20 protein-coding genes are annotated in these 21,844 nt (G+C 40.0%); 9 read left to right on the plus strand and 11 right to left on the minus strand.

The window, feature by feature from the left end; all coding sequences use genetic code 11:
• Positions 1 to 47 precede the first annotated feature (47 nt).
• From trpS to EHQ64_RS05300, 7 genes are all read right to left on the minus strand, one after another.
• Positions 48 to 1,028 (minus strand): tryptophan--tRNA ligase, encoded by a 981-nt coding sequence (trpS, locus tag EHQ64_RS05270; protein WP_135648453.1) that lies wholly within the window; start codon positions 1,026 to 1,028, stop codon positions 48 to 50.
• A complete protein-coding gene (locus EHQ64_RS05275; protein ID WP_135648454.1) occupies positions 1,025 to 2,860 on the minus strand; it encodes a hypothetical protein in 1,836 nt (611 codons plus the stop codon). Before EHQ64_RS05275 ends, trpS begins: the two co-directional genes overlap by 4 nt.
• A gap of 2 nt (positions 2,861 to 2,862) precedes the next feature.
• Positions 2,863 to 3,453, minus strand: coding sequence for a LolA family protein (locus EHQ64_RS05280; protein ID WP_135648455.1), 591 nt, complete (start codon positions 3,451 to 3,453; stop codon positions 2,863 to 2,865).
• Positions 3,454 to 3,485: 32 nt separating this feature from the next.
• Positions 3,486 to 4,445, minus strand: a complete 960-nt coding sequence (locus tag EHQ64_RS05285; protein WP_135648456.1) for an electron transfer flavoprotein subunit alpha/FixB family protein — start codon at positions 4,443 to 4,445, stop codon at positions 3,486 to 3,488.
• Between the two features lie 11 nt (positions 4,446 to 4,456).
• On the minus strand, positions 4,457 to 5,218 hold the full coding sequence (locus EHQ64_RS05290; RefSeq protein ID WP_135648457.1) for an electron transfer flavoprotein subunit beta/FixA family protein: 762 nt from the start codon (positions 5,216 to 5,218) through the stop codon (positions 4,457 to 4,459).
• A 98-nt stretch (positions 5,219 to 5,316) separates the two neighbouring features.
• On the minus strand, positions 5,317 to 5,613 hold the full coding sequence (locus EHQ64_RS05295) for an LIC10362 family protein (RefSeq protein ID WP_135648458.1): 297 nt from the start codon (positions 5,611 to 5,613) through the stop codon (positions 5,317 to 5,319).
• A gap of 165 nt (positions 5,614 to 5,778) precedes the next feature.
• Positions 5,779 to 8,334 (minus strand): glycosyltransferase family 39 protein, encoded by a 2,556-nt coding sequence (locus tag EHQ64_RS05300; RefSeq protein WP_246048599.1) that lies wholly within the window; start codon positions 8,332 to 8,334, stop codon positions 5,779 to 5,781.
• Positions 8,335 to 8,469: 135 nt separating this feature from the next.
• Here EHQ64_RS05300 and EHQ64_RS05305 point away from each other — a divergent pair, with 135 nt between their 5' ends.
• The 6 genes from EHQ64_RS05305 to EHQ64_RS05330 all read left to right on the plus strand — a co-directional run bounded on the left by EHQ64_RS05305 (position 8,470) and on the right by EHQ64_RS05330 (position 14,387).
• Positions 8,470 to 9,657: an acyl-CoA dehydrogenase family protein gene (locus tag EHQ64_RS05305; RefSeq protein WP_135648459.1), complete on the plus strand. Its 1,188-nt coding sequence runs from the start codon at positions 8,470 to 8,472 to the stop codon at positions 9,655 to 9,657.
• A gap of 261 nt (positions 9,658 to 9,918) precedes the next feature.
• Entirely contained in the window at positions 9,919 to 11,046 is a 1,128-nt protein-coding gene (locus EHQ64_RS05310; protein WP_135648460.1) for an LIC_10091 family lipoprotein, read from the plus strand.
• A 50-nt stretch (positions 11,047 to 11,096) separates the two neighbouring features.
• On the plus strand, positions 11,097 to 12,209 hold the full coding sequence (locus EHQ64_RS05315) for a CapA family protein (protein WP_135648461.1): 1,113 nt from the start codon (positions 11,097 to 11,099) through the stop codon (positions 12,207 to 12,209).
• A gap of 71 nt (positions 12,210 to 12,280) precedes the next feature.
• Complete coding sequence (locus tag EHQ64_RS05320) at positions 12,281 to 12,628, plus strand: ArsR family transcriptional regulator (RefSeq protein WP_135648462.1); 348 nt, start codon at positions 12,281 to 12,283, stop codon at positions 12,626 to 12,628.
• On the plus strand, positions 12,615 to 13,166 hold the full coding sequence (locus tag EHQ64_RS05325) for a hypothetical protein (protein ID WP_135648463.1): 552 nt from the start codon (positions 12,615 to 12,617) through the stop codon (positions 13,164 to 13,166). Before EHQ64_RS05320 ends, EHQ64_RS05325 begins: the two co-directional genes overlap by 14 nt.
• Before the next feature lie 120 nt (positions 13,167 to 13,286).
• On the plus strand, positions 13,287 to 14,387 hold the full coding sequence (locus EHQ64_RS05330) for an alkene reductase (RefSeq protein ID WP_135648464.1): 1,101 nt from the start codon (positions 13,287 to 13,289) through the stop codon (positions 14,385 to 14,387).
• Positions 14,388 to 14,427: 40 nt separating this feature from the next.
• Here EHQ64_RS05330 and EHQ64_RS05335 read toward each other — a convergent pair whose 3' ends face one another.
• Positions 14,428 to 15,504 (minus strand): SH3 domain-containing protein, encoded by a 1,077-nt coding sequence (locus tag EHQ64_RS05335; RefSeq protein ID WP_135648465.1) that lies wholly within the window; start codon positions 15,502 to 15,504, stop codon positions 14,428 to 14,430.
• 238 nt (positions 15,505 to 15,742) lie between these two features.
• A complete protein-coding gene (locus EHQ64_RS05340; RefSeq protein ID WP_135648466.1) occupies positions 15,743 to 16,270 on the minus strand; it encodes an LIC10415 family protein in 528 nt (175 codons plus the stop codon).
• A gap of 502 nt (positions 16,271 to 16,772) precedes the next feature.
• On the opposite strand from EHQ64_RS05340, the gene EHQ64_RS05345 reads away from it, so the two are divergent.
• A complete protein-coding gene (locus EHQ64_RS05345) occupies positions 16,773 to 17,297 on the plus strand; it encodes a hypothetical protein (protein ID WP_135648467.1) in 525 nt (174 codons plus the stop codon).
• An 83-nt stretch (positions 17,298 to 17,380) separates the two neighbouring features.
• On the opposite strand, the gene EHQ64_RS05350 is transcribed toward EHQ64_RS05345, so the two are convergent.
• Positions 17,381 to 18,541, minus strand: a complete 1,161-nt coding sequence (locus EHQ64_RS05350; protein ID WP_135648468.1) for an LptF/LptG family permease — start codon at positions 18,539 to 18,541, stop codon at positions 17,381 to 17,383.
• Between the two features lie 155 nt (positions 18,542 to 18,696).
• Here EHQ64_RS05350 and EHQ64_RS05355 point away from each other — a divergent pair, with 155 nt between their 5' ends.
• Positions 18,697 to 19,170, plus strand: a complete 474-nt coding sequence (locus EHQ64_RS05355) for a HEAT repeat domain-containing protein (protein ID WP_135648469.1) — start codon at positions 18,697 to 18,699, stop codon at positions 19,168 to 19,170.
• Positions 19,171 to 19,180: 10 nt separating this feature from the next.
• Entirely contained in the window at positions 19,181 to 19,942 is a 762-nt protein-coding gene (locus EHQ64_RS05360; RefSeq protein ID WP_135648470.1) for a HesA/MoeB/ThiF family protein, read from the plus strand.
• On the opposite strand, the gene EHQ64_RS20165 is transcribed toward EHQ64_RS05360, so the two are convergent.
• Entirely contained in the window at positions 19,936 to 21,726 is a 1,791-nt protein-coding gene (locus EHQ64_RS20165; RefSeq protein WP_167882360.1) for a cell envelope integrity TolA family protein, read from the minus strand. The two genes, EHQ64_RS05360 and EHQ64_RS20165, sit on opposite strands and share 7 nt — an antisense overlap.
• Positions 21,727 to 21,844: the final 118 nt, after the last annotated feature.

Here is a 21,844-nt window from a genome sequence, read left to right on the forward strand (position 1 = left end):
TTTTGTTGGAAGAATTCGATTGCGGAATTTTCATTCCGCGTCTGATTTTAAGAAGAAATTTTAGAAATTCCGATCCCGAGTCGATCGCGGACCTTATCCAAAATTATGGAAGCCTCCGCTCTGGCCTTATCGGATCCCTTTTTCATTACGGATCTAACATAAGTTGGATCTGCTGCGATCCTTTCTCTTTCTTTACGGTAGGGGCCGAAATAATCCAAAATAGTTTCTAAAAGAGCTTTTTTTAAATCCCCATATCCGGTTCCGGGAGTGGCAAATCTGGATTCTAAATCTTTTTTGCCTGCCGAATCCAAGAAAAGGGAATGGATCGCATATATTATACTTTCTTTATGGTTCTTAGCTTCGTCGACACCCGCGGAATCCGTTACGATCCCCATGACCGATTTTTTCAGCTTCTTCTCGTCATCGAAAAAGTTGATCGTATTGCCATAAGACTTGGACATTTTCGCACCGTCCACTCCAGGTACGATTGCAGTCTCTTCGTCTATCTCTGGTTCGGGAAGTTTGAAAGTTTCCCCGTATTGAGAGTTGAACTTTTCTGCGATGTCTCGAGTGAATTCCAAATGTTGTTTTTGGTCTTTTCCTACCGGAATCTTATCGCTATTGAATGCGAGAATATCCGCGGCCATTAAAACAGGATAAAAGAAAAGTCCTCCACTCGGAACGATCCCTTTTGCGACCTTATCCTTATAAGAATGTGCCAATTCCAATTTAGGAACGGTAATGGACATACTTAAATACCAAGTAAGTTCGGTAACTTCCGGAACCTCGGATTGGATCCAAAAAGAACATTTGTCAGGATCTATCCCGAGAGCTAAAAAATCGCAAACTGCATCATAGGTATTTTCAGTTTGATTTTTTGAAGAAGTGAAAGTTGTCAATGCATGAAGATCGGCGACAAAGCAGAATAGATCGGATTTGTTTTGGTAGTCGACTAACTTGCGTATAACAGAGAAGTAATTGCCTAAATGTAATTTACCAGATGGTTGTACTCCGGTGAGTATCCTCATTGTTCCTCCGAGGAATGGAAACGGTTTTGGTGGGGATCATCGAAAGTTCTTCCGGAAAGACGTTCATACTCCGCTTTTAATGCCGCGAGCTCGCCATCTATTTTTCTGTGAGCGGTCAGTTTATTAACAGTGAATTTATCTTTATAGATGACCGCATAATTGAAGAGCAATTGGGCCATGTCCACAAAAACGTATTCCAAAGTTTTACCGTTCAAACGGTTTCCGGATACCATCGTAGAATCATAATAAGGAATAAAACGGTGAAGCACTTTTACTTCTTCGATCACTTTTTCCTTGGACGCTAACACTCTTTCGTTGAGTTGTCCTTTAGTTTCGTAATCTTTTGCGAGTAAATGGTTTTCTACAAGAACGTTGATCCTTTCCGCAAATTTTCCCATAAACGCGGAAGCTTCCGAAAGTAATCTAAGTAGATTCACAGTGATCTGATCTTCTACGGATCCACCGGAAGTGTTTTGGTTAAAATTGGAGAATGTATATTGGAAGCTAGGATATTTTTTATTAAACGCATCCAATTGTCTCAGTAGATTGTTGATCTCTTCGATCTCCGTTTTGAATAAACCAGGTTGAGTAACCAAAACATCTCTGTTATGATTTTTGGTACCGATCTTTACGGTCCCTTCTAAAAGGGGGGTGTAACAGGACTGAAAATCCCGTAAGAGGATATGAATTAACTTATGAGGCATTCCTTTGTAGGAAGATTTGAATGCAGCAGAGTTCATATTCTCCGGCATATGATGGGCAAAATAATCGTCCACGACCCCATTTAGAAAATCGAAAGAGATCTTTCCGTTATCATCTATCTTAAAGTAGCGCTGTCTTAGCCCGTGTAATTCTTCCTTCTTGTTCATCCTAGTCAGAATATCATCTGACAATTTGATCAAAGTAGTTTCCACTTCTTTGGTAATATCAGGAGAACCCTGGAATTTGGTCTCATTGATCGGAGGAACATTCAAAGAATCTAATATTTCGTCCCAGCTGATTACTTTTTTATTAGAGACTACGTAGAACGCACGGATCGCGTCCGTAAGTTTTGGCCTTCCATTCTCCAGATTGAGCCCGTAGTTTAATCCGGAAATAATTGCGGGAAGTTTTACGGATAATTTTTCATCCTTCTTTACTAATTCAGGAACATGACCTAGGATAATTTCCCTCGCATCGTTCCTGGAAAGATGGCGAGCATAATACATCTGCATCTTTAAGGATCTGTTTAGAAAAATTTCAGGAGAGATCTCATCTATAAAAAGAGAATCCAAAGAGATGAAGTTATTAAAGAATTTATTAAAGTTTAATACTACGTTATAGACTAGAGGTCTCCAATGTCTCCAGCCCTGGCTTTCTGCAAGTCTGAGGGCCTGCAATGTGGAAATGATCTGATCTTCTTTTAAAGCCTTAAATAACCTTTCTACAGAAGGGGCGATCTTGGAATTTCTTCCTAAAAACCCGACTTCTACAGTTCCGGTATCCTTCGCAAATTTTGTAATGTTTGCATTCCCACCGAATAGGTTTGCGAGAAAGCCAAGCCCAGGGCCTGCATCTGGTTGTTTTTTTACAGGTTTAGGCGGAGTTTTAGACGCGGCTCCACCGGACGATTGTTTAGAAGATCTTTCTTCGTCTTCGTTCCTTCTCGGAGCGGATTCTTCTTTTTTCTTTTGTTCGAATTCTTCATCTACCTTTTTCATCAGGTCGATTCGGATGAAGATATCATTCGATTTTTGTATAACTTCGTCTATCTTCTGTTGGTGCTCTGGAGAACGAGTCTTTCTATAAAGATCCGCGAAGGTCTTATGGGCGTCTGTGCGAGAATTCGACAAAACTATTCCCTCTCGTTTAGCGGGTTCTCCACAATTTGTGCATTTGCTGGTGCTCCGAAATTGAAGAGAGATGCTGGCAGACCCACTCCGGTTTGGACTCCGGAAAAACTTACGGAAGTATATTCGCCTGTGGATCTGTTTTTCATTCTAAGAGTGCGAGGTGTATTGTCCGGACCGACGGTAACTACGATCTCTTCGTAAGTTCTGGTCGCAGACTTTAAACGAATAGATCCTCCTACCGGAGTCACTTCTTCGTAACCGGATAATAGCCCGGCCATTCCGCCTGTCATACCTTTGACGTCTTGTTTTCCAACAATCCCTCTTGAAGGAGAATAAAACCAGAGATAACGACCGTTCGAAGCAATGACTCGGCCGTCAGAAAATTTTACATGTATATGATTGGGTTTTTGGTAGGAGAGGGTCCCGGTCAGCTCATTATTAATGGTGATGCTTGCCCGGAAACTCGAGATTTCGCTCATTTTTCCGATGATCGAACCGAGTTTTTCCTTACCAGGATCGGATAAAATAGAAGTGCCGCAGACCAGTAGAGCTGCGGCACCCAAAAAGGATAATATACCCTTGGATGAAGCCATAATCGTTCCTACTATGGCTTCATTAGACGAAATTATCCAAGTACTTTTTTAAACTCGTCGGTAAGAGCCGGAACGACTTCGAAAAGGTCACCTACGACTCCGTAGGTAGCTACTTTGAAAATCGGAGCGTCTCCGTCCTTGTTGATAGCGACGATGTACTTAGAAGATCCCATTCCGGCTAAGTGCTGGATCGCTCCGGAAATTCCGCACGCGATATAGCAGTTAGGGGAAACGGTTTTACCAGTTTGTCCTACTTGGTGGCTGTGTGCGATCCAACCTGCGTCGACCGCAGCACGAGAAGCGCCTAAAGCTGCACCTAAAACATCTGCCAATCCTTGAAGAACAGGCCAGTTTTCAGGTCCTTTAATTCCGCGTCCGCCGGATACGATGATAGAAGCTTCTGCCAATTGAACTTTGTTACCGCCGCTCAGATCAGAAGAAACGATCTTAACTTTCGCATCACCAGCTGCAGGGCTAGCCGCTTCAGCAGCTCCCGCTCCAGCTTTGCTAGCTACTTCTTGAGAGTTCGGACGAACGGTGAAAATAGCGATATCGCTGGTAACTTTGATATTACCGTATGCTTTTCCGGAGTAGATCGGCTTCTTAGCCACTACTTTTCCGCCGTCTACAGAAAGACCAACTGCATCAGCAACGATCCCTGCTCCGACTTTTACAGCTACTCTTGGAGAATAATCTTTTCCTTGAGAAGTGTGAGGAATTAGAACTACAGAAGGTTTTTTGTCTTGGATCACTCCGGCTACTAAATTCGCCCAAGTTTCCGCGTTAAAGTCCCCTGCATTTACAGTAACGATACTGTCCGCACCTACTGCTCCTAAGTCTCCGGCAAATTTTTCAACTCCGGATCCGATAAGAAGAGCGGTTACTTTTCCTCCGAGGGCATCCGCAATTTTGCGGCCCGCAGAAGTGATTTCTTTGGAGATCTTTTTGAGTTCTCCGCCTTTGAGTTCGCCTACGATTAAAACGTTGCTCACGGGTGTTCTCCTTAGATAACCTTAGCTTCTTCGCGAAGAGCTTTTACTAATTGTTCAGCGAAACCTTTTGCGTCCGCTGCTTCCAGTTTGCGACCAGGAATACGAGGTGGAGGAGGTTCAAGTCCTACTACTTCGATCTTGCTTCCAGGATTTCCTAAGTCAGCAGGAGTTTTGGTTTCGATAGGCTTCTTCTTAGCAGCCATCAAACCTTTTAAGTTAGGATAACGAGGTTCGTTTAATCCTTTTTGAGCAGTAATTGCTACAGGTAGGCTGGTTTCTACAACTTGTGTTCCACCTTCTACTTCTTTTGTAGCTTTAACGGAAGTTCCGCTAATTTCTAAACTTACTGCGAAAGCGATATGAGCAATTCCAAGTCCTTCAGCTACTTGGATCACTACTTGCGAACTATCACTGTCGATAGATTGGCGTCCACCGATGATGATATCCGCGTTTTCAGCTTTTGCAAAATTTGCGATTAATTCAGCAGTTAAAACTGTGTCGAATGGAACGTAGTTGTCCACTTTGATCTGAACGGCACGGTCCGCTCCCATTGCGTATGCTTGGCGTAAAGACTCTTGAACGCGATCCGGTCCTAGAGAGACTGCAATAACCTCTCCTCCGTTTTTCTCACGTAATCTAAGTCCTTCTTCAATTGCGAATTCGTCGTACGGGGAAATAATCCATTTAATTCCGGCTTCGTTGATGGACTTGTCCCCGACTTTGATATTCGTTTCGGTGTCAGGCACCTGTTTCACTAAAACGATGATCTTCATGAACCTGGGTTCTCCAATAAAATAGGGCTATAAAACACGAAATTTCTAAAAAGCTCGAATGCAAACTACTTTTTTGTGCGTATTTCGGGAAATAGTGCTTATCGGAACAGAATGAGTGTTCTGCTCCAGAAATAGATCCAAAACAATCCGAATATGATCACTAGTACGTTTGCATCTGATTTCAGATAGAAGGTTAAACCCCAAAAGAATGGCAAAAGGAAAAAGCTTAAGAGAAATAAGAACCAGATCCAAGAATTTCCTACAAGTGGAAGAGAGAAAGAAGCTTCGATATCTAGGCGAATATCATCTAAACTTTTAGGGAATTTCCCAAGTTTCCGGATACCGAGTGAAAGGGTGGTAAGGCAAATAACAGTTAATACGACAGAATACAGCATTTTATCCTCTAATATTCGATCTGAGGATCGACAATAGGTTCGATCCTTTTTGGATCATTTAGAACGATCCGGAAAAGCGGATGTCTATAAGGCTCAGGAAAGCTTGAATGATGTCCAGTCGGATTCGATCCTTTTCGGATCGATCTAAGATCGAATTTTACTCTATTAGATCCTCCGAATTTGGATCGATTTTATGATGGCTTGTTGATCCCTTCTGGTATGAATTCTGATCTGGACATCATCCGTGGTAGGATCTTCAACATTAAACTCTATGATCATTCTTTTATCGTTTCCGTCTCCTGGAGATTCCTGGCGGATCATGGAAGAAGATTGATTTGCAGTAATGCTGAATTTTGCGAGCGTTAAAGATTCTCCTTCGAATTCTACTCTGAATTTTCCTTTAGGGACCGAGCCTAGGTAATGATCGTAAGCACGTACTTCCTCGAATGTAGGCGGTTGATTTTTCCTCTCGGATTTTACAGTTCTTAGTAAATAGGAAAATTTGGAAGTATCTATATCGCTGCTTTTTTCCTTGTTTAAGCTAACTCGATCATTCGCTTTCAATTTATATATCGATGAGAATGTTCCTCTATATAGAAGAGTGTCCGGATATCTGTTTACAGTATCTAACGGAAAATTTCCTTCTAATCGGATCTCATCGATCTTTTCTACGGAAACATTTTCGTCCTCAAGGCTGAAATCCTCATCTATCAAGTAAACATTCCATCCGGATTGGATGAGTTTATTTGCTTCTTGCAGAAACGGCTTAGTCCTTTGGATTAAATATGTTTCTCTTCCGATCAAATATCTAAGAGGGCTTGCTAGATCTTGTTTTTTCGTAAAATAGATCGCCTTGTCGGTCGGAAGAGCAGTTGCAAGTCTCTGGAACTCTTCGGAATATCCGGATAACATTCTTTCGAATAGAATTAACCGATCTCGGTTATATAGGTGATATACATATCCGGTAAATATCACTACGATTATGATCAACTTTAAGAATTGTTTTTTGATCGGTAATGAGAACAGACCAACTACTCCCATAATACACGCGTATGGGATAGGAAATAAGATCCATCTTCTTGAAACCCAAAAATGATCCGGGTAAATGCTCGGATCATAAAAATAAACGAACGATAGTAAAGAGCCTAATAGGATAAAGATGATGGCTCCCGAATATTTTTTCCGAAAAAGTAATAAATCATAACCTCCGATCCCGAATAAGACCAAAATGATCGGAACGTAGAGTAGGAAGAATAGAAAGCCGTTCCGCTTGAAATATGCGAAGTCATTTGCGGATTCTGCAGCGCTAATAACTGGTTGAACGGAATATGAAAATGCAATAAGACAAAACAAGGAGCCGAAAACAAATATTCTGAAAAGAGACTTATGTTTATATATGAAGTTGCGGATCGACTCTATAAATGATCTTCCTTTGGTAGTATTGGAAACCGATACAAAAGCCAAAAGTGCTAAAGAAGAGAAGACGCAAAGTAAGGTCAGCTTATATAGCTGTTTGCTTCTCCATAGATCTAGAATATACGGTTTAGAATTAATGTACCCGTATAAGATCCCTAATATGGAAATTACGGTGAAACCTATTAAGAGATCGATTCCCTTCCACAGATATTTTTCTCTAAAGATCGATAGGTAGATCGCAAAAATAGCGATCGCAGGGAAATAAATAAGACTATCAATCCGATTGAAACTGCTTAGGCCTAAGATACATCCTGCAAAAAACATCCAACCTTTCTTCTTGCGAAAAAAGTACAGAGCAAGATAGCAAGAAAAGAGGATCAATAATTGCCCTAGGGTTTCTGATAGAGTTGCTCTTACATTCCAAAGCTGAGCAGGATTGAACGCGCAGAAGAATACTGCGGTTAAGGCTCCGATCGGGCCGATCATTCTTTTAACGATCAGATAGATGAATAATAAGGAAAGAATTCCGAATACTGTGTTTACTCTAAAAATAGCATCTATGGAAAATAGATCTAATGCCAAGGCGATAAAAGTAGGGTAGAGTGGATAAAAACGTGGGGATAAGGATCCGATCGGAGCATTCGGATCTTGCGGAGACTGATCGGCATGGATCGCAGGATATCCTTGGATCAGATTCGTTCCGAAAATTTTTATTAGTTCTTGGTAACGAGGGTCATCGAAGTTTAATCCGCCAGTCTTCTGGATATGACTTCCAAATACGATATAAACTCCGTGGTCCCTATCCCCTTTGATGTATTCGATCGGGTATAATGAATACATAACTCCTGCAGATAGAATTAATACCGTTAGGCAAATAGATACGAACAGGTTTTGACGTTTACCGGTCCCTTGTAGCGGGTTGAATAGTAATTTAGTTTTACCAAAGAATAAGTAACCGATTAAACCGGCGGTAAGTAAAAATTGTAGTATAACTGTGGACCAGATTGTATAAGATTCGAAAGAGACTAACAATAAAGCGATCGAACCTACGCTCAAAATGCTTAGGGTCAGAGATACTAAGTTTCTTCCGAGAGGTTGTTGGAGTCCTTTTTTATGAAGAATGACCGATATAAAATACGCATTAAGAAAGAGGCTTAAAAAAAATAATAAATTAACCAAGGACGCCATTGCCTGAATACGTAATAATATCGCATACTCGATTTGTAAAGCCTGTATTTGTCCGATTAGAACTTTGACCAATGAAGGATTTTGGTAAAAATGCCTCGCTTCAAAAGTTTGTTTCAAAGTTCGAAACTATTCTAATAAAATCCGAAAAAAATAAGGGAATAAAATAAAAACTAGATAGAATAAGGATTGGAACACGGTTGCAATTTTGCAGGGGGTCCAAAATAATTCAGTTGGAATATAACAGGGCATAGTATGAAGGGAATCCAAGAAAAAAAATTAGATCTATATAATCCAACGGACGATCATCTTTCTCTCAGGGAAAACGTAAGCGCTTTTGCGAAAGAGAATTTAGATCTTCAAGCGAAGGATCACGACGACGAAGAATCCTTTAATAAGGAATTATTCCGTAGGTTAGGATCGGAATTGGGGATTTTTGGAGTCACAGTTCCTCAGGAAGACGGTGGAATGGGATTAGACCCAGTTGCAAGCGTGATCATTCATGAAGAATTCTCCGCTTACGATCCCGGTTTTACTTTATCATATTTAGCTCATGAAGTTCTCTTCGTGAATAATTTTTATAATAGCGGTAACGGAACACAAAAGGCCAAGTATTTGCCTAAAGTCCTATCCGGAGAATGGATCGGCGGAATGGGAATGACCGAACCAGGAGCCGGCACAGACGTTTTGGGAATGGGAACTCTTGCGATTCGGAAAGGAGATAGATACGTATTAAACGGTAGAAAACAGTTTATTACGAACGGGATCGTTGGTCAGATATTTTTGGTCTATGCAAAGACGAGTAAAGACTCGCGTAGAACTAGTTCTTTCATCGTAGAAAGTTCTTCTCCTGGATTTAGTTTCGGAAAAAAAGAAGAAAAAATGGGAATGAGGTCTTCTCCTACTACTCAACTCGTTTTTGAGAATGTAGAAGTGCCTGCTGAAAATCTGATCGGATCCGAAGACGGTGCCTTGACCCATATGATGAGAAATCTGGAGATCGAAAGGGTGACTCTGGCTGCACAGTCCTTAGGGATCGCAAAACGTTGTGTAGATATTATGTGCGAGTATTCCATTCTTCATCGAGAAGCATTTGATAAAAAGTTAATAGAGTTCGGTCAGATCCAGAGATTGATCGCGGAATCGTATGCGGATTACCAAGCTGCTAGAGCGTTGGTTTATGATGTAGCTTCTAAGATCAATCCTGAGAATCGAAACTCTTTAGGAGCAGCTTCTGCAAAATTGGTCGCAACCCAGATGGCGGAAAGAGTCTCAAGAAATGCGATCCAAGTATTAGGCGGTTATGGATATTGCAGAGAATATCCTGTAGAAAGACTTCATCGTGATGCGATCTTACTTTCGATCGGTGGAGGAACAAACGAGGCAATGCAGAAGAATATTGCAGCCGACTTAAAGAAAATATACTCAAGCTCTGGAAGCTGAGTTATCTTTAAGATAATATTCTGCCTATTACAAACGAATGCCAACGAGCGGCGTTGATCCGTTTAAGGAGCCGAAAGGAGCTCTCAGATCCGAGGTTTACCTTTGATCTTTTAACTTAAATAAGCAAGGGCAAAAGTCCCTCGCTTCTAAGCTAATCTCTATACCAAACTCCCGTAAAGTTCTTCCCGTATAAAAGCCACTTAATAAGTTCTGTTTCCAAGGGCCGAGTAAAAAGATGCCCTAGGGATGCACAGGAATTTCATGAGAAAAAAAGGGCCTAAAGCGGTCGCTTTATACAAAAATAAACGAAATCTATTCTTAACGATTTTATTCATTTGTTCGGTTTTTTATCTTTTAGATTGTTCTTCCGGCCAAGGCCAGGGAGAACATTCCGTTTTCGGAAGAAAAGCTTCTTTAACTAGAGAAGGTCTTCAGCTTTTAGCGACGGATCCTCCTCCTGCAGATAGGCATCTTCATGCGGAGCATTATCCTTCTTCTAATGAAAGAAGATTGGATCTATTCAAGTCCAGAGTTGTGGATTTGGGTGGGGGCTATATGGGAGTCGGAACGGATCAGAACTTAACATTGATCGCTTGGGCGAAGAGTGAATTCGCTTATCTTTTCGATTTCGATCCTGTAACGGTTTCTATCAACCGACTACATCTTCATTTTATAGAAATTTCTCCTACATATTCCGAGTTTGAAACACTTTGGGATCCAAAGAGAAAAGATGCAGTTCTTCCTATTATAGAAAAACGTTTTTCTAACGATCCAGAATATCAAGTTATTCTAAAGTCTTATCAGATCGCTCTTAGAAAAGGCGCAGTCCCGCAACGTTTGGGAGATCTTCATAAAATATCTAAGATTTATCCGGAATTTACTTCCTTTCATAATGATCCTAAGGATTACGAATACCTGCGAAATATGATCTTAGAAGGAAAAATTATAGCGATAGACGGGAATCTTTTAGGGGATAAAACCATAAATTCCATTTCCGAAAAGGCGAAAGAGTTAGAAGTGCCTATCCGTATTTTATATACTTCTAACGCAGAAGAGTACTTCAGATATCCGGAAGTAATGAGAAAGAATTTCCTAAACTTATACAGCGATCCTAAAAGTATTGTCGTGAGGACGGTCACTAAGGGAGCAAAAGTATACGGTTTCCCTGACGGAGAAATGTTTCCGAGAGAATTTCCGTTTCATTATAATATCCAAGCATTAGAAAATCTAAAACAATGGCTCTCCAAACCGGATATTCTATACACCACAATACTTTTGAGAAATCGTAAACCTATTGTTAAAGGATTCTCCGTAATCGAAGCGTTGCCGGGTGAAACAAATAAAGCGCCGATTGCTAAGGACTCTAATGCTACAGCTCCCAAAAGGTAACGTTAAAGTTTACCTTATCGTAGAAAGCGGTTAATTTAGGAAAATATCATATGATTCGAAATGTAATTCTCTGTTTTGCCTTATCCTTTTTTGCGGTTCCTTGCTCGTCGCAGAACGTAAAAACCACAGGCAGTTCCGATACAATTCGAGTTGTAGCGGTCGGGGACATCATGTCTCACCAAACACAGATCGATTCGGCTTACGATAAGGAATGTGATTGTTGGAAATTCGACGAAGTATTCCAGGAAGTTTCTTCAATGATCTCGGAGGCGGACCTTTCCGTCGGAAATTTGGAAACTACACTTCCTGGAGATCCGAAACAATATACCGGATATCCTCAGTTTGGTGCACCCGACTCATTGGCAAAAGCGATCAAGGACGTAGGTTTCGACGTATTGTCTACTGCAAACAATCATTCTTGCGATAAGGGAAGATTGGGTGTTGTGAGAACCCTTTCTGTTTTAGATCAACTTGGACTAAAACATTTAGGCACATACAAGGACAAAGAAGAATATGAGAAAAACAGAATATTGTTTGTCCCGGTGGGAAATCTGAACCTTGCTTTTCTGGATTATACGTATGGAACTAATGGGTTGGAGATCCCTGCCGGAACGGTCGTTAATTTAATAGATAAGGATCAGATCTCTTCGGATATCGCTTTAGCAAAAAAATCCAAACCGGATGCGATTATCGTAATGTATCATTACGGCACCGAATATCTACACCAACCGGATCCATTCCAAGTGGAGATGGTGGATTTCGCATTTTCTTCAGGAGCCGACATTGTTTTAGGAGGGCATCCTCATACTCTCCAGAAATTCGGTAAAAAGACGGTTAAGGATAAATTCGGGTCAGTAAAAGAAAGGTTTTATATCTATTCATTGGGGAATTTCGTATCCGGACAAGACAGGCGTCACGTGGACGGAGGGATTATTCTTAAATTCTCCTTATCCAAAGAGAATGATAAATTAAATATTTTTGATATAGCTTACGAACCCGTTTGGGTATATATAGATCGGACCGGATCTAAAACCCAGTTCAGATTATTGCCTGTTAAAAAATACCTGAACAACGACCAGGAAATAAAACTTCCGGATACCGCTTATCAAAGAATGAAACAGTTTTATAAGGATACTACGGAGCTTTTGGGTTCAACGAATTAATGAACTAATTTTTAGTCTATATGAACTAATTTTTAGTTGATATATCATTTTAGTGAGAATATACTTTTCATATGGAAATTATGGAAGGTGTATTCGGTAACCGGACTGCAGGAAGAGTTTTATTGCATATATTTCATTATTCCGAAATACATGCAGCCGCAATTGCAAAAGATTATGGAACCGCAGCAACTCCGATAAAAAATCAACTGATTCGATTTGAAGAAGCTGGAATTTTAATTTCTAAGCAAATCGGAAAGTCTCGGGTGTATTTATTTAACCAAAAATCTGCGTTTATCAAACCTATTAAAGAACTATTAAATATAGTTTATAACACTATGCCGATCTCAGAGAAAGAGCGGCTTTTTTCTGAAAGAAGACGTCCTAGAAGAAAGGGTAAGCCAGTTTATGGACGAGCCTGATTGGGCTTCTGTCACAGAAGAGAAATTATGGAAATTTCTTGCGTGGCATTTATCGGAAAATGGGATCGACTCTGTTTTAGTTGGTGGTGCAGTGGTTTCTGTTTATTCCGAAGGATTGTATCGTTCCGGAGATTTGGATATTGCGTATACTAGCTATGATCGTGCAGTTTGGTTGAAGATCCAAACTCTGATGAAAGGTCTTGGGTTCAATAAAACTTCCCGCCATTTTATTCATCCGAAATGTAAACATCTATTCGTGGAATATGTTTCTCCGCCGATTTCTATCGGAGAAGATTATCAAATTTTACCGGCAGAAAAAGAAATTTCCGGTAAAAGAATTAAACTTCTATCACCAACTGATTGTATTAAAGATCGTTTAGCTTCTTACGTTTATTTTAAGGCTAGAGAATGTTTGGACCAAGCTATACTAGTAGCAAAACGACAACCGTTTCTTTTAAAGGAAATCAAAAGATGGTGTGATGAAGAAGGAGGGGAGGCAAAACAAGCCTTTCTTGAATTCAAAAATTTACTCTCTTAGGCTAAAATTTAAATACCTCAGTCTAGACCATGTTGCAATAGACCGATCCATTTTTTTATTTAGGCTCTATAAAAAAGGTTCATGTTTAAAGTATTTAATGTCTAAGCTCTGAGGCAAAAAATGAACCTATTATTTTCAGAATATACATTAGGAAAAAATAAACTTAAAAATCGGACAGTTATGGCTCCTATGACTCGCTCTAGGGCAATCGGGAATATCCCGAATGATTTGATGGCGGAATATTATTCCCAAAGAGCAGGTGCCGGATTACTAATTACTGAAGGAGTTTCTCCTTCTCCTAATGGTCTAGGGTATGCAAGAATTCCTGGAGTTTTTTCGGAAGCGCAGATCCAAGGTTGGAAAAAAGTCACGGATGCAGTTCATGCAAAAAACGGCAAAATTTTCGTTCAATTGATGCATTCCGGAAGAGTAGGAAACTCCTTAAATTTGCCTGAAGGTGCATCATTAGCAGGTCCTTCCGCAATAGGATTAAAAGGAACTGTTTGGACAGACCAAGAGGGAAATCAACCTTACTCTACTCCAAGAGAAATGACACAGGCCGACATTCAAAAAGCGATCCAAGAATATGTGCACGCATCAAAATCCGCAATCCAAGCCGGGTTTGATGGAGTAGAACTACATGGAGCTAACGGATATCTTATCGAACAATTCTTACATCCGAGCGCAAACCATCGTAATGACGAGTACGGTGGAGATTGGAAAAAACGTAACCGATTTGCTTTGGAAGTTGTTAAAGCAGTAGTAGATGCTATTGGTGCGGACAAAGTAGGAATTAGACTTTCTCCTTATGGAGTATTTAACGATTTAGAAATTCATGATGAGATAGAAGAGCAATACGAAGACTTGGCTTCCGCTTTTGGAAAATTAGGTATTGTTTATATTCATATCGTGGATCATTCTTCTATGGGAGCTCCTAAGCCTAAGGACTCCACAGTCGCAGTGATCAGAGAATCTTATAAATCTGCAAATCCGTCCGGAACTTATATCCTATCAGGTGGTTACGACGTAGAACGTGCAAATTCGGATCTCAAACATAAGAACGCGGATTTGATCGCTTTTGGTAGAAGTTTTATTTCTAATCCTGATCTAGTAGAAAAATTAGAGAAAGGGATCCCTCTTGTCGAGGCGGACCAATCTACCTTCTATACTCCAGGAGAAAAAGGATACACTGATTATCCAGTAGCTGCTTTACAAGTGTAAGAAGAATGATCACCGCTCCGAAAGGGGCGGTGTTCCCCAATTAACAGGCGTCTCCTGCTCCTCTTAATAATAACTGCAAAGTCCCGTTCTTCAATTCATAGAGAGACTTGATAGAAGAGTCAAAACCTATGTCAGTAAATAATAAGATCGGGACCGGATCTTCTTCCCTATAAATGACTCCGATCAAATGGTAGGAGCCTCCGTAAAAACCGAGTTCTTCCGTTAACTTTTCTGATTTCTCATAAGAAACAAGGACACGATCCGTTCCGAATTTGCGGCCTAGTAGATATAAATATCTTCTCTCGGCTCCTTTCTTATGGTAGGAGATCCTACCTGAAATGAATGTTTCTTTTTTATTATTCTTAAAAGAATATACTTCTTCGATCGTGGAATGAAGCCATTCTGTTTCAGGATATCCCCTAGCTTTCCAAATTGTTTCCGCTAAATTTTTAAATAGAGTATAATCGGTATCTGTTTTAGGTAATTCCTGTAAGGGAATGGATTGTAATTTTAGGTCAGGCGAATAGACCAACCAATCTTTTTTAGATTTAATTTCCGCTGAAGGTTTTACTTTTAATGCTGGAAACTCTTGGCAACCGTAAGTTGTAGGAGCCGCGGCTGAAAAGGAAGGACCCTTTTCTCCTTCTTGTAGAGAGAAAGAAGGTAAAGAAGTGTTTACTCCACTTCTGAATTTATAATCAAATTCATATTCATCTTTCGCTTCTTGCCAACCTTTAGGACTAAAGAATGCGAGTGGAACAAAGATAGGAAGATCTTTCGGATCATATCCTGACCAAACAAAACCGATTAATTTATACTCATCCAAAGTTTCCGGCGGAGTAAGACCTAAATACTTTCTGGAAGCGTAACCTACTTTTCCATCTTCGGATTTAATCTTCACCCATTCGAACGCGCCTCCGGATTCTTCCGGAACGATTTTAACTTTATTCCCTCTATTCAAAGTGAAGATGATCTTTCCGTTTTCAGGAGTTTCCCTAACGTTCAAAACTCCGGAAGTGATCAGTACATAGTGATACTGATCGGATGATTGAGCAACCAATGAAACATATAAAGCAGGTAAGAATAATAGGAACAGTATCCGTAGTTTAAGCGACATTGCTAGCCACAGAATCGTTTTGAAGTGGGGGTCCGCAAGCTTTTTAAACGATCTAAAGATGAAAAGAATTCGTATTAGAAATATTAGGCGAATGATTCGATTATCAAAATCGGATAAGAGCCTGTTCTACAAATTTAAGGATTTAGTTATAAGAAAAAGTAGGAGAGAAGATAAAGAGGGTCCCATCCCCCGTTTAAGGGGTATATTCAAAATATTAGATATTGTGGGATCCTCTGTTTTAATCTTGGATCAGTCTTTCTATAGTTTTCTCGGATAGCTGCTTCATTTGAATATCTTTACCAGAAAGATTTTCAATGGATTTCCGGAAATTTTCCGGATTCTTAAGCATTCCGACAGACAGTACGTTTTCAGATTCTACTTCGAATTTACGGATAGAATCAATGAGCTGGTCCTTTTTTACTTGGACCTGTTCGCGCACTTGTTTTAAGTCTTGGTTAGGATTTTCCACCAATTCTCTGAACAAAGGTGTTTCACCAAAAAGGATATTGATTAAACCATCCTTAGGCGTTTCTTCCCTTTCGCTCAATATTCCGAGTTTCATTTGCTCTTTAGAAAGTTCTTCTTGGAGATTTGATAAGGTCTCTTGAACCTTAAGATATCTAGAAGTTAAACTGCTAGAAAACTCGGTTTTGTCGGCTGCGTTCTGGGCTTCCGAGGGCACTCCCGTTCTTCCTGGAACGGAAGATCTCTTGTCGCGGAGAAGTTTCTCTGCTGATGAGACTAGATTCGTAAGTTGAACGTCCATGTTCTTACCCTCCTTTTGGTGTGACCGGCGACTTTTCGGATAATCGGCAGATAAGTCCGATTCTTCTTTTTCCGAAGCGTTTATGTCGCATCTATGCGGTTACTCCACAGGTATATCTGTACTAAGTATCGGATAAACTTTAGGTAACCAATGAATTTTTTTTGCAAATGACGGGTTTTTTAGAAAAAAAGTTCCGAAAAATTAAAGATTCGCTTCGGAGCTAAAAGCTCTTTTGAGGGAATTCCTACCTCTTCTAAAGCTCTATTCTTATATAGAGGACATTTAAGATGTTTTCTATTCGGTAGAGTAGGTGCCCTTATATCCTATTTCGTGCAAACTAAGACAAAGGATAGATGTTTTTTGGAAATAAATTTCTGAAAAATTAAATACGATCCAAACATGCTCTCTTTTCGAAGCGTTGACATTTGCATTGGGAAATAAATTATTCATATTTATTCCGAATTCGTTTCGGAGGAATAGAATAGGTTTCATGGAGTTAAAAATGAAAAACAAAATCCAAATTTTCAGGCTGGTTGCGATCTTCGCATTCTATCTGAGCTTGTTACCAACCGGTGTATTTGCGGAAGAAGATTCCCATTATATCCAACCGGATGATTTTTTCATTTCTAGGGAAGAATACACTGATCAAACTTATATCAATGTTTATATCGGAAAAGAAATGACCCCAGCTTCTGCCACTAAAACAAAAGGAGAAGGTGAATTCTTGCAAGTCACTGATGGGAAGAAGTATTGGACCAAATATTTCTATATGACCAGGCTTGCAACGGATAAGGATCTTAAACTCGGAACTAAGGTGATCATGTTCGATATGGGGACAGAAGACGGATACAGAGCACCCGCAACCAAAGAAGAGGCTAGGACAGGAAGTTGGTTCATGGCCACGATTACCGATGTATCAGATCTATTCAAAGGAATCGTAACTGTTTCCGGAGGATATAAGATCCAAAAGAATAATATAAGAGCGATTGTTCCGAAAGCGACTGTAACACCTAAGGGTGCAAAATAATATTATAAAAACAAATTTAGATCGGATCGGACCTGATCTTGAAAAACCTCTCGGGAAACCGGGAGGTTTTTTATTATTCAGGATTAAACTTTTACTCTTTTATAAATAACATAAAGTCCGGAAAGAAATAGGATCGGAGTGATCCAGCTTGCAAGCCAGATCGGGATTACTTCGTTCTCTCCCAATGATTTAAAAGAAGGATCCATGATCATGTAAAGAAGTGCGACGCTGATACTTACTCCTAGGGAAGAAACGATCGCCATTCTTTTTGTGAAAAATCCGCTGGCACAACCAACTAAGGTCAAAACTACGATCAGTAAAGGTTCTGCAAATAAAGTATGTTTTGCGATATCTACATCTCCGTAGGAAAGTCCCTTTTTGATCCGATTCTCTTTCTCTTCAGTCAGCTCGAAAAAGTTCATTTCGTCCACAGAACCTTTTAACTTTTTGAAGTAGTCCGGCTTTTCGGGGAGAGTATATTCTTTTTCCGTAAACTTCTGGACGGACACAATTTGTAGATCTTCGTCAAATTTTGTTTCTTCTACAGTTTTAAGGATCCAAACGGCTTTTGCCTGATCATATTTTGCCTTTTGGGCTACCAGGAGATAGTCTGGAGTCTGTTCCGGGGTAAGGCGAATATAATTGAAACCACCCTTGATCTCTTCTTCTTTCGTATCGTAATAGTATATATAATAAAAACCTTCTTGGCCTTTAAAATGTTTCTGATAGACCACACCTACTAATGTGTTTTGGTCCCCTTCTTTCAGCCTCTTATGCTCTTGGTTTGCCCTTGCATTAAGAGGAGCAATTACTGTTTGTTTTAAGAAGAATGCCGCAAACCAAAGCACACAGCTGAAAGCTACGATCGGAGCTACGATCCGGCGGAAGGAAATCCCGGCGGCCATCATCGCCACCAATTCTTTGTTCGCCGAGAATTGTCCTACCGTGAAGGATACGGAGAATAAGATCGCAATATTCATAATGTATTGGATCAACATTTGGGGAAGGCGGAAAATTATGTACAACCATCCGTGGATCTTTCCACCTTTGGATGCGGCTAAATCCCCCTTGATATCGCTGTAGGAAGACATTAGGGCGAGAAAGCCCAATGTAACCAGCGCCCCGATAAAAATTTTTACGAATTCTGAAAATACGTACTTATCCAGAATTCTGGGAGGAAAAAATTCCTCTTTGATCTTGTGGAGCCATTCTTTCGGCCGGATCTGGGGAAAATGGAATTCCATGTTTCGAATCCATGATCGGAAGCCCGACGGATTCCTACGATACATTTTAGTAGGAAGATTTACGTCCCTTTGCAGGAAATCAGAGTAAGGGATCAGTTATTTCGGTTGACGATCTCGGCTCTCTAGAGAAAATTTCTCGGTTACAGGAGGAGATCATGAAAAAAAGCGTTCTTTCGCTCGCAATACTCATAAGCCTTATATTTACAGTTTCGGTTGCCGCCGAAAAAAGTACTGAAGAGCATATCAAAGCTCTTTCCAGCGGTTCCGAACAAGAGAAGATAGATGCGGCTCTTTATTTAGGAAATAAAAAAGAAAAGTCCGCTATTCCGGAATTGATCAACCTCTTAAACCGTTCCAACGATCCTAAAGTTGCAGTTCCTGCTGAGATTGCATTAGGCCAGATCGGAGAAGCTGGAGATTCCACAATCGCTCTTAAGAACAAGATCATTAGCTCTGACAACGGAGACATCGTTTATACTGCTTTGGTTTCTATCTTAAACATAGTGATCAAAAGTGAGAAAGCTGAAGATGCAGCAAGAGAAGCGTTAGAATTTGCTGATAAAAATCGCAGATCTGACGAGTTCGTTTCTGACTTTTTGAACGTTCTTACTAAAAAACTCAAAGGTTAATTTTTCTCTGGTGTTGAGTCCGGAGGAACTGAGTCGATATTCTCGAAACATTCTTCTAGACGAAGTAAAAAGAACCGGTCAGGAAAAATTAAGTAAATCTATCGTCACGATAGTAGGAGCCGGGGGTCTTGGATCTCCGGCTTTGTTGTATTTAGGGGCCGCGGGAATCGGAAAGATCAGAGTTATCGATTCCGATATCGTAGATACTACGAATCTTCAAAGGCAGATCATTTACAAACATTCTGATATCGGTAAAGAGAAAGCGATTGCTTCTGCCGAAAATGTAAAATTACTAAATCCTTTTATCCAAGTAGAAGGTATTAAGGCAAGATTCTCGGAAGAGAACGCGAAAGCGTTATTGGAAAGTTCGGATCTTGTTTTGGAAGGTTCTGATAATTTCGATACTAAGTTTTTAGTAAACGATATCTGTGTTAGGGAAAAAATCCCGTTTATCACCGCAGGAGTTCTCCGTTTTGAAGGAATGATAATGGGGGTTCGTCCGGGAAAGGATGCTTGCTTTAGATGCATTTATGAAGAACCTCCTTTACCGGAGCATGTTCCTTCCTGTGCGGATGCCGGCGTGATCGGAAGTATGGCCGGCATGATCGGGACGATCCAAGCAACGGAAAGTATTCAGTTTTTATTAAGTGATTCTAAAAGAGAAGAAGGTTTGTTCGGAAAAATCCTACAAATAGATTCCAAAACAATGGAGTTCAGAAAGATCTCTACAGCCCGACGGAAGGACTGTATTGTTTGTGGGAATTCCTACTGAGATCCTTTTTTAGAACTGAAATCGAAATTATATCCAGCTCCTATATAAATCGCTTTTGCTGTTGAATTTCCGGCTAATCCTTGCGTCAGAGAATGGATCAACTGTAATGATACGTAAGCAGACGCAGGAGAACCGTTTACATCCAAATCCCCTCCAAACTGTTCCATCTTATAGGATAACTTTGAATATTGAAAACCTCCCCAAAAGAATACAGTATCCTTCCAATGATAGATCAATTTTCCTGAAACTGATAACCCGTCCACTTTCCATTCATTTGTCAGGGCAGATCTAGATTCAAAAAATCCACCTAAGATGGTTGCTATTTGATCTCTAGTAAAAGTGGAATTTCCATGCAGGAATTGACGTTGGAAATCCAACCTAGCTTCCCATTTTTCATTCCATTTTGATTCTAAGGCAAATCCTAGGGAAGGTCCGCTTAGGTAATCGCTGAAGCTGGTCCCATATCGTATTACCCAGTCTATTGAGCTGGAATTGTTCGGATCTTTCGGAGAAATGTCTATCTTAGAGTCGTCTTTGCCGGTTTGCCAAATTTTATGATATCCTAATATAGGCCGTACTTCTAAAAAAGAGTTCTTGTAAACTGTGTAGGAGCCCTGAGCGAATATTTGTTTGTAACTGATCGTATGGGGTGGGGCCGAGGCGGTAAATGCTCCTTGGGTAACTGGTGTGGAAGAAAGATCAGAATATGGAATGATACCGAAGCTAGTTACAGATTCCAAAGAATTCATTTGGGATCCGCCAAATTCTCCTACAAATCGATTCCAGTTGTATCTAAGATTAATAGTTTTTGCGGTCGAATCCTTTCGATCGGGAGAATTATTGAAAAAGCCTCCTTTATTTCCTATTATAGTTGCGTAACCTTCTACCGCTCTATGGAAATTAGGGACCTGGCTTTCGTATTGGCTTCTACCTAACCCTACGAGTACTTCAAAACTATGACGATCAAATGAGGTAGAAGGAGTCGTTTTTTGAGAAGCTGGCTGTTCCGCTAATTTTTGCTTATTTTCTTCTTCTTCGATCTTCTTTTGTCTATCCTCTTCCTCCGCTTTTAGTTTTGCGTTTTGTTCTTGGTTTAATTTTTCCTCTTGTTCCTGTTTAAGCTTAGCCTCTTGTTCTTGTTTGAATTTGGTTTCCTGTTCTTGCTTAAGCTTAGTCTCTTGCTCTTGTTTTAACTTAGCTTCCTGTTCTTGTTTGAGTTTAGCCTCTTGTTCTTGTTTAAGCTTAGCTTCCTGTTCTTGCTTGAGTTTAGCTTCCTGTTCTTGCTTAAATTTAGCTTCCTGCTCTTGTTTTAACTTAGCTTCTCGCTCTTGTTTGAGTTTAGCTTCCTGCTCTTGTTTTAACTTAGCTTCCTGCTCTTGTTTAAGTTTAGCTTCTTGCTCTTGTTTGAGTTTAGCTTCCTGTTCTTGCTTCAGCTTAGTCTCTTGCTCTTGTCTTAACTTGGCTTCCCGTTCTTGCCTTAGCCTTTCCAGTCGTTCTCGTTTTAGTTTTTCTTTTTGTTCTCGCTTAAATTTGGCTTCGCGCTCTTGCTCTAATTTCGCCTCTAATTCCAACTTTTGTTTTTGATATTCCGCCTCGGCATTTTTAAAGATGATTCTCTTAATAGAGTTTTTTAGTATTTCTTCTTCCTTTCCTTCTGCGCTCTTGAATTTGATCTTGTCGGAACTTTGGTGAAGAACTTCTCCTTTTAAAATTCTTCCGTCTTTCATGTATACATACTGAGTTTCGGAAAAAACTTCCCTAGAAAGATAGATAAATAAAAACAAAACAAAGATCCGTTTTAAATAGAACATATTCGATTGATTTAGACGAAGGAAGAAGAAGCAATCTGCGAAATTCTTATTTTCCTTTTGATTTGAATGCAGAATTTATATGAAAAATTAA

It is taken from the genome of Leptospira sarikeiensis, from assembly GCF_004769615.1.
Classification (GTDB): Bacteria; Spirochaetota; Leptospiria; order Leptospirales; family Leptospiraceae; genus Leptospira_B; species Leptospira_B sarikeiensis.

What these genes read in the sequence shown, in the direction of transcription:
- EHQ64_RS05340 (WP_135648466.1), bottom strand. Translation starts at nt 16,270, where the DNA reads ATGGACGTTCAACTTACGAATCTAGTCTCATCAGCAGAGAAACTTCTC.
- EHQ64_RS05295 (WP_135648458.1), bottom strand. Translation starts at nt 5,613, where the DNA reads ATGCTGTATTCTGTCGTATTAACTGTTATTTGCCTTACCACCCTTTCA.
- EHQ64_RS05325 (WP_135648463.1), top strand. Translation starts at nt 12,615, where the DNA reads ATGGACGAGCCTGATTGGGCTTCTGTCACAGAAGAGAAATTATGGAAA.
- EHQ64_RS05355 (WP_135648469.1), top strand. Translation starts at nt 18,697, where the DNA reads ATGAAAAAAAGCGTTCTTTCGCTCGCAATACTCATAAGCCTTATATTT.
- EHQ64_RS05345 (WP_135648467.1), top strand. Translation starts at nt 16,773, where the DNA reads ATGAAAAACAAAATCCAAATTTTCAGGCTGGTTGCGATCTTCGCATTC.
- EHQ64_RS05315 (WP_135648461.1), top strand. Translation starts at nt 11,097, where the DNA reads ATGATTCGAAATGTAATTCTCTGTTTTGCCTTATCCTTTTTTGCGGTT.
- EHQ64_RS05305 (WP_135648459.1), top strand. Translation starts at nt 8,470, where the DNA reads ATGAAGGGAATCCAAGAAAAAAAATTAGATCTATATAATCCAACGGAC.
- EHQ64_RS05320 (WP_135648462.1), top strand. Translation starts at nt 12,281, where the DNA reads ATGGAAATTATGGAAGGTGTATTCGGTAACCGGACTGCAGGAAGAGTT.
- EHQ64_RS05310 (WP_135648460.1), top strand. Translation starts at nt 9,919, where the DNA reads ATGAGAAAAAAAGGGCCTAAAGCGGTCGCTTTATACAAAAATAAACGA.
- EHQ64_RS05350 (WP_135648468.1), bottom strand. Translation starts at nt 18,541, where the DNA reads ATGGAATTCCATTTTCCCCAGATCCGGCCGAAAGAATGGCTCCACAAG.
- trpS (WP_135648453.1), bottom strand. Translation starts at nt 1,028, where the DNA reads ATGAGGATACTCACCGGAGTACAACCATCTGGTAAATTACATTTAGGC.
- EHQ64_RS05290 (WP_135648457.1), bottom strand. Translation starts at nt 5,218, where the DNA reads ATGAAGATCATCGTTTTAGTGAAACAGGTGCCTGACACCGAAACGAAT.
- EHQ64_RS05335 (WP_135648465.1), bottom strand. Translation starts at nt 15,504, where the DNA reads ATGTCGCTTAAACTACGGATACTGTTCCTATTATTCTTACCTGCTTTA.
- EHQ64_RS05280 (WP_135648455.1), bottom strand. Translation starts at nt 3,453, where the DNA reads ATGGCTTCATCCAAGGGTATATTATCCTTTTTGGGTGCCGCAGCTCTA.
- EHQ64_RS05330 (WP_135648464.1), top strand. Translation starts at nt 13,287, where the DNA reads ATGAACCTATTATTTTCAGAATATACATTAGGAAAAAATAAACTTAAA.